The following is a 5975-nucleotide window of genomic DNA, read 5'->3' as shown; positions in this document are numbered from 1 at the left end:
GCTTCTGGTCCCAGATGGTGCCGGTGGCGCGGCTCTTGTCGATGTCCATCGCGCTCCAGCCGATGATGTTGAACAGGATCAGCCAAGTGCCGGCGAGGAACCAGCCGATGCTGACGGCGCGGCTGACCGGCGGGGCGTCCGGCGGGGCGAAATAGCGGGGCTCGCCGGTTTTGCTTCGGCGGATGATGGGGGCCGCGGGCGGTGGGGCGGCGGTGGCGACGGGGACAATTGTGGTTTCGGAGACGGCTTCGGGGGCGGGCGCATCGCAGTCGAGCCGGCCATAGCGTTCGACGGCGTGGCCGGCGGCGACCATGGCGCAGCCGAGGTCCGCGCCGTCGGCGGTGCAGCGGACGACCGGACGGCCATAGCTGTCGATGTCCTTCTCGTCGCAAACGACGGTGCGGCCGTCGGTCAGGGCGCGGAGGTGATCGCGGGCGGCATAAGGATCCCCGGGGGTGCATTTGCGACCGGGGCGGCAGCTGCCGGGCATTTCCGGGGCATCGACGCCGTACAGGCGCATCGATTGCTCCATGCCGGCGCAGCGGATGGCATCCCCGTCATGGTGGGTCGGGCGCTCACAGGTGAACGCCAGCGCGGCGGCCAGGGGCAGGAGCAGCGACATGGGCCGTGATTGGGGACCGGAACCGTAGTCCGGTCAAGATCAATCGAGGAAGGGATCGCGGACGAGGATGGTGTCTTCACGCTCGGGCGAGGTGCTGACCAGCGTCACCGGACATTCGGTGAGTTCCTCGATGCGGCGGATGTACTTGATCGCCTGGGCCGGAAGGTCGGCCCAGCGGCGGGCGCCCGCGGTGGTCTCGGTCCAGCCTTCGAAGACCTCATAGACCGGTTCGACGCGGGCCTGGTCGGCGGCATGGGCGGGGAAATGATCGAGCGTCTCGCCGTCCAGCCGGTAGCCGGTGCAGATGTTGAGCGTTTCGAAGCCATCGAGGACATCGAGCTTGGTCAGTGCGATGCCGGTGATGCCCGAGGTGGCGATGGCCTGGCGGACGAGCACCGCATCGAACCAGCCGCAGCGGCGCTTGCGCCCGGTGACGGTGCCGAACTCATGGCCGCGCTGGCCGAGCTGCTCGCCGGTGGCATTGTCCTGCTCGGTGGGGAAGGGGCCGGAACCGACCCGGGTGGTATAGGCCTTGGTGATTCCGAGCACATTGCCCATTGCGTTCGGCCCCATGCCGCTGCCCGAGGCGGCCTGGCCGGCGACGACGTTGGACGAGGTGACGAACGGATAGGTGCCATGGTCGACATCGAGCAGCACGCCCTGCGCGCCCTCGAACAGGATCCGCGAGCGGTTGTTGCGGGCATCCGCCAGCCGCTTCCAGACCGGCTGGATATAGGGCAGCACGTGCGGCGCGATCTCGGCCAGCTCGGCGACCAGCGCATCGCGGTCGACGGGCGGGATGTTGAAGCCGGCGCGCAGCGCATTGTGGTGGGCGAGCAGGCGATCGAGCTGCGGGCCGATGCTGCCGAGATGGGCGAGATCGCAAACGCGCAGCGCCCGGCGGCCGACCTTGTCCTCATAGGCCGGGCCGATGCCGCGCCTTGTGGTGCCGATCTTGCCGGCGCCCATCGAATCCTCGCGCAGCGCATCGAGATCGCGGTGCAGCGGCAGGATCAGCGGGCATTGCTCGGCGACGGCGAGATTTTCCGGCGTGATGGTGACGCCCTGGCCGCGCAGTTTCTCGACCTCGGCCTTGAAGTGCCAGGGATCGAAGACGACGCCGTTGCCGATGACCGACAGCGTGCCGCGGACGATGCCGCTGGGCAGCAGGCTGAGCTTGTAGGTCTGGTTGCCGACGACGAGCGTGTGACCGGCATTGTGGCCGCCCTGGAAGCGGACGACGACATCGGCGCGCTCGGCGAGCCAGTCGACGATCTTACCCTTGCCTTCATCGCCCCATTGGGCGCCGATGACGGTGACATTTGGCATGGCTTACTCCGCCGTGACGGTGAGCGGCTGCGGGGTGCCGCCGACGAGGACATGGGTGCAGCGCTGGGCGGCCGGATCCTCGTCCGGGGCCAGCGCGGTGACAGTGGTCCAGCCCTGGGCACGGAGCCGGGCGGCGGCCTCGGGCGCGGTATCGGGTGGGCAGAACAGCCGCTTTTCGGCGACGCTGCCGAAGCCGGCGTCGACGAGGCTATCCAGATAGAGCGAGAAACCGATGGCGGGCTCGGTGCGGCCATCGGGATGGACGAGGCTGTAGCTGCCGCCGCGGCCGATCTCCGACGGCAGGCCGGCGCCGAACAGCGAGAAGCCGAGCCAGGACTGGTATTCGAAGCCGTGGCGCTCTGTGGGATCGAGGCTGAGCGACAGGCCGGGTGTGCCGTCCAGCGCCGCGACCAGCGCCGACAGCGGCGCCAGCCGGGCGGCGAGCACGGCGGCGGCGGCCTCCGGCAGGGTGGCGGCGAACGCATGCAGCCGGGGCAGGGCGGTAGCAGCCGGGCCGGCGGCGGCGATCAGCGGCTCATAGGCGGCGGCGCCGGCGGCGCGCAGGCTGGCGATGTCCTTGCCGTCCAGCAGCGCTTGCAGCGTGGCGAGGCTGGCCTCGCCGGCGGAGAGGCCGGCGGCGTGGAGATGGGCGACGAGATCGGGCAACGTCAGGTCCAGGCTCAGCGCCTCGATGCCGGCGGTGGCGAGCGCTTCCACGGCGAGGCGGAGGACGGCGAGGGCGGCGGCCTCGTGATCGGCGCCGATGATCTCGACACCGGTCTGCAGCGACTGGCGCTCGGGGGACAGCTGGTCGCCGCGGACGCGCAGCACAGGGCCGCAATAGGACAGGCGCAGCGGCCGCGGGCTGGCGGCCATGCGGGTGCAGGCGATGCGGCCGACCTGGCCGGTGATGTCCGAGCGCAGCGCCAGCGTGTGCTGGCTGACCGGATCGGTGAAGCGCAGCAGCTCGCGGCGGGCGGGGCTGGCGAGGCGGCTGCCGAGCGTGGCTTCATATTCGACGAGCGGCGGGCTGACCCGGGCATGGCCATGGGCGCTGAACACCGCCATCAGCGCGGCAGCGAGCTTCGCCTCGGCCTCGGCGGCGGGGGGAAGCAGGTCTCGCAGACCTTCGGGAAGCAGTCCGGGTGGGAGCATGGGGCGGCTTTGCCGCATGCGCCTGTTGTGAGCAAGGGGCATGGCGCAGGGGGGCATGGCGCAGGGGGGAAGCTCAGCCGTTCAGGGCCTGCCAGATGCTGAAGGCGCTGGTGATGACGAGGATGATGCCGACGAGGCCGAGCAACAGGCGCGGGCGGACATGGCGGGCAAGCGCAGCGCCGAAGGGGGCGGCGATGACGCCGCCGAGCAGCAGGCCGAGCGTGGCGATGGTAAAGGCGGACAGGCCGAGCTGCCAGATGAAGGTGACCGAAATGGCAACGGTGAGAAAAAATTCGGTGGCGCTGACGGTGCCGATGGTCTTGCGCGGGTTGCCGCCCTGGAGGAGCAGGTTGGAGGTGACGACCGGGCCCCAGCCGCCGCCACCGGCGGCATCGAGGAAGCCGCCGGCGGCGCCGAGCGGGGCGACGACGCGCGGATCGCTGAAGCGCGGCTCCGGGAAGCGCCATGTGCGCACCAGCAGCAGCAGCCCGATCGCAAGCAGATAGGCCATGACCAGCGGCCGGGCCATGTCGGCATCGATATTGGTCAGCAGATAGGCGCCGGTGATGCCGCCGAGGATGCCGGGCAGCGCCAGCCGCTTGAACAGCGCCCAGTCTATGTTCTTGTGGAAGGCATGGCTGAGGCCCGAGGCGCCGGTGGTGAAGACCTCGGCGAAATGGACGCTGGCCGAGGCCTGGGCCGGGGGCACGCCGAGGACGCCGACGAGCAGCGTGCTGGAGATGGCGCCGAAGGCCATGCCGAGCGCACCGTCGATGATCTGGGCGGCGAATCCGGCGGCCATATAGGGCAGCAGATCGACGATCTCGACGGTGGAAAAATCAAGCACTGGCGGCCTTTCCGTAGCTGCGCCAGCGCGCGCATTGCCCTTGCTTCTATAAAGTTGCCGGCCCGATTGTCATGCGCCGCGGGGCAAAGAAATTGTTTTCGGCGCTAAAGGTGGCGCGCGGCGGCGGACGGCTTACATTGGTCGGCGAGGGAGACAGACATGGACGGATTGCGGTTCGACAACAGCTATGTGACGCTGCCGGAAATCCTGTTCGAGCTGCGCGCGCCGACGCCGGTGAAGGCGCCCGAGACGCTGATCTGGAACACGCCGCTGTGCGAGCGGCTGGGGCTGGACACTAACAAGGTGCCGGTCGACATCCTGGCCGGTAATGTGCTGGCCAGCGGCTCGCAGCCGATCGCCCAGGCCTATGCCGGGCACCAGTTCGGGCATCCCAACATGCTCGGCGACGGTCGCGCCGTGTTGCTGGGCGAGCATCTGGCGCCCGACGGCGCGCGCTTCGACATCCAGCTGAAGGGGGCGGGGCGGACGCGCTATTCGCGGGGCGGCGACGGGCGGGCGGCGCTGGGGCCGATGCTGCGGGAATTTATCGTCAGCGAGGCGATGGCGGCGCTCGGCGTGCCGACGACGCGGTCGCTGGCCGTGGTGGCGACCGGCGAGCATGTGCTGCGCGAGGCGGTGCTGCCCGGCGCCGTGCTGGTGCGGGTGGCATCGAGCCATTTGCGGGTGGGGACCTTCCAGTTCGCCGCTGCGCAGGACGATCCGGGGGTGCTGCGCGCACTCGCCGACCATGCGCTGGCGCGGCATTTTCCCGAGCTGTTGCCCGGCGATTATCTGGGGCTGCTACAGGGGGTGTGCGCGCGGCAGGCGGCGCTGGTGGCGGACTGGATGCGGGTCGGGTTCGTGCATGGGGTGATGAACACTGACAACATGACGATCTCCGGCGAGACGATCGACTATGGGCCGTGCGCATTCTTGGAGAGCTATGGGCGGGACGTGGTGTTCAGCTCGATCGATGCGCAGGGGCGGTATGCCTTTGGCGCGCAGCCGCAGATCGCGCTGTGGAACCTGACGCGGCTGGCGGAGAGCCTGTTACCGTTGCTGGGGGACGAAAGCGAGCGGGCTCGGGAGGCGGCGACGACGGTGCTGCAGGGCTTTCCGACGCAGTTCGAGGCGGCGTGGCTCGCGGCGATGCGCGGCAAGCTGGGGCTGGCGGCGGCGGAGGAGGGGGATATGGCGCTGGTCAGCGACGTGCTCGACTGGCTGGAGCAGGCGGGGACCGATTACACCAATTTCTGGCGCGGGCTGGCGGATGGGCTGGAGGGCGGGGTTTTGCCCGAGGCCGAGTGGGTGAAGGGTTGGCTGGCGCGGATTGGCGACCGGAGGGAGGCGGCGGCGTTGATCAGGCGGTCGGCGCCGGCGGTGGTGCCGCGCAATCATGTGGTGGAGGCGGCGCTGCGGGCGGCAGAGGCGGGCGATCTGGCGCCGGTGCGGGCGCTGCTGGCAGCGCTGGATGAGCCCTATGCGGAGACGGCGGCGAATGCGGCGTTCCGGGTGCCGGCGCGGCCCGAGGAAGTGGTGCGCGAAACCTTCTGCGGCACCTGACAAGCTCGTGACAATCGCGTGAATTTTGCGCGTGCGGCCTTGACGGTGTGACGGGAAAAGCACATATCGAGCGGGCCGTTAGCACTCGCTTCTGGTGAGTGCCAACGCTCCAATTTTCCAACAGAGAGGGAAGACATGACATTCCGTCCGCTTCACGACCGGGTGCTTGTGCGCCGCGTCGAGGCCGAAGAAAAGACCGCCGGGGGGATCATCATCCCCGATACCGCCAAGGAAAAGCCGCAGGAAGGTGAAGTCGTTTCGGCTGGCACCGGCGCCCGCAGCGATGACGGCACCGTCCATCCGCTCGAGGTGAAGGCGGGTGACCGCATCCTGTTCGGCAAATGGTCGGGCACCGAAGTCAAGGTCGGCGGCGAAGACCTGCTGATCATGAAGGAAAGCGACATCCTGGGGATCATCGGCTGATCAGCCTTTGGAATTTCCGGTTCAATTTTAGGAGAT

The 5975-nt window shown here is 69.2% G+C and carries 6 protein-coding genes; 2 read left to right on the top strand and 4 right to left on the bottom strand.

What is annotated here, in order from left to right:
* The 4 genes from ACTIFJ_RS14575 to ACTIFJ_RS14560 all read right to left on the bottom strand — a co-directional run.
* Window positions 1-622: thermonuclease family protein (locus tag ACTIFJ_RS14575; protein ID WP_439534836.1), on the bottom strand; the 622-nt coding region annotated here is incomplete at its 3' end.
* A 39-nt stretch (window positions 623-661) separates the two neighbouring features.
* Complete coding sequence (locus tag ACTIFJ_RS14570; protein WP_439534835.1) at window positions 662-1951, bottom strand: adenylosuccinate synthase; 1290 nt, start codon at window positions 1949-1951, stop codon at window positions 662-664.
* Window positions 1952-1954: 3 nt separating this feature from the next.
* Window positions 1955-3106 (bottom strand): ATP phosphoribosyltransferase regulatory subunit, encoded by a 1152-nt coding sequence (locus tag ACTIFJ_RS14565; protein WP_439534834.1) that lies wholly within the window; start codon window positions 3104-3106, stop codon window positions 1955-1957.
* Between the two features lie 73 nt (window positions 3107-3179).
* Complete coding sequence (locus ACTIFJ_RS14560; RefSeq protein ID WP_439534833.1) at window positions 3180-3953, bottom strand: sulfite exporter TauE/SafE family protein; 774 nt, start codon at window positions 3951-3953, stop codon at window positions 3180-3182.
* Between the two features lie 159 nt (window positions 3954-4112).
* Here ACTIFJ_RS14560 and ACTIFJ_RS14555 point away from each other — a divergent pair, with 159 nt between their 5' ends.
* The gene (locus ACTIFJ_RS14555) at window positions 4113-5516 is read left to right on the top strand and encodes a protein adenylyltransferase SelO (protein WP_439534832.1); all 1404 of its coding nucleotides are present in this window, start codon (window positions 4113-4115) and stop codon (window positions 5514-5516) included.
* Window positions 5517-5651: 135 nt separating this feature from the next.
* Window positions 5652-5939, top strand: a complete 288-nt coding sequence (groES, locus tag ACTIFJ_RS14550; protein ID WP_439534831.1) for a co-chaperone GroES — start codon at window positions 5652-5654, stop codon at window positions 5937-5939.
* Window positions 5940-5975: the final 36 nt, after the last annotated feature.

Source organism: Polymorphobacter sp., assembly GCF_051860865.1.
In the GTDB taxonomy this organism is placed as follows: Bacteria; Pseudomonadota; Alphaproteobacteria; order Sphingomonadales; family Sphingomonadaceae; genus Sandarakinorhabdus.
The sequence above is the reverse complement of the archived record's forward strand: the minus strand, read 5'-3'. Positions and strand labels throughout refer to the sequence as shown.

Bases quoted from the DNA above. Each gene is read 5' to 3' on its own strand.
- ACTIFJ_RS14570 (WP_439534835.1), bottom strand. From the start codon at position 1,951: ATGCCAAATGTCACCGTCATCGGCGCCCAATGGGGCGATGAAGGCAAG.
- ACTIFJ_RS14555 (WP_439534832.1), top strand. From the start codon at position 4,113: ATGGACGGATTGCGGTTCGACAACAGCTATGTGACGCTGCCGGAAATC.
- ACTIFJ_RS14565 (WP_439534834.1), bottom strand. From the start codon at position 3,106: ATGCTCCCACCCGGACTGCTTCCCGAAGGTCTGCGAGACCTGCTTCCC.
- groES (WP_439534831.1), top strand. From the start codon at position 5,652: ATGACATTCCGTCCGCTTCACGACCGGGTGCTTGTGCGCCGCGTCGAG.